The 709-nt window shown below is 43.6% G+C and carries 1 protein-coding gene; it reads left to right on the forward strand.

Annotated features, from left to right (window positions below; all coding sequences use genetic code 11):
- On the forward strand, positions 1 to 709 hold a 709-nt coding region (locus ULVI_RS00750; RefSeq protein WP_157632538.1), incomplete at both ends, for an Ig-like domain-containing protein.

The raw sequence follows: 709 nt of genomic DNA on the forward strand, positions 1-709 counted from the left end.
GCTCCGATTGCCAATGCGGATACCAATACGACTTTGGTTGATACTCCAGTGAGTGGAACAGTACTTTCAAATGACTTTGATCCAGATGGAGATGAGATTACTGTAACGGACAATACGGATCCTGCTAACGGAACTGTTGTTGTGAATCCTGACGGAACGTACACGTATACTCCAGATCCTGGATTTGAAGGAGAGGATAGTTTTGAATATACTGTTTGTGATGATGGTACTCCTGCACTATGTGATACTGCTACGGTAACCATTACAGTAATTGACAATGGTGGTGATAACACTACGGTTGCCAATGACGATGCTTATAATGGGAATCCAGATGAGGATATCGCTGGTAATGTACTAGATAACGACAACGATCCCGAGGGAGATACTCAGACGGTCAATACGACCCCTGTAAGTGGTCCAAGTAATGGTACTGTCGTACTGAATGCTGACGGAACGTTTGTATATACTCCAAACCCTGGTGCAACTGGTACGGATCAGTTTGTGTATGAGGTGTGTGATGATGGTACGCCAAGTGCCTGTGATCAAGCAACGGTATACCTAACGATCTCACCAAATGGAGACGGAAATGAGATCTTAGCGATCGATGATATTAACAATACGTATGTCAACACTCCTGTAAGTGGAGATGTAGGAACTAATGATGAGAATCCTGATGGTCCTGCCGATAGTGAGACGTATACTTTAATTA

This window comes from Cochleicola gelatinilyticus (assembly GCF_001637325.1).
Taxonomy (GTDB): domain Bacteria; phylum Bacteroidota; class Bacteroidia; order Flavobacteriales; family Flavobacteriaceae; genus Cochleicola; species Cochleicola gelatinilyticus.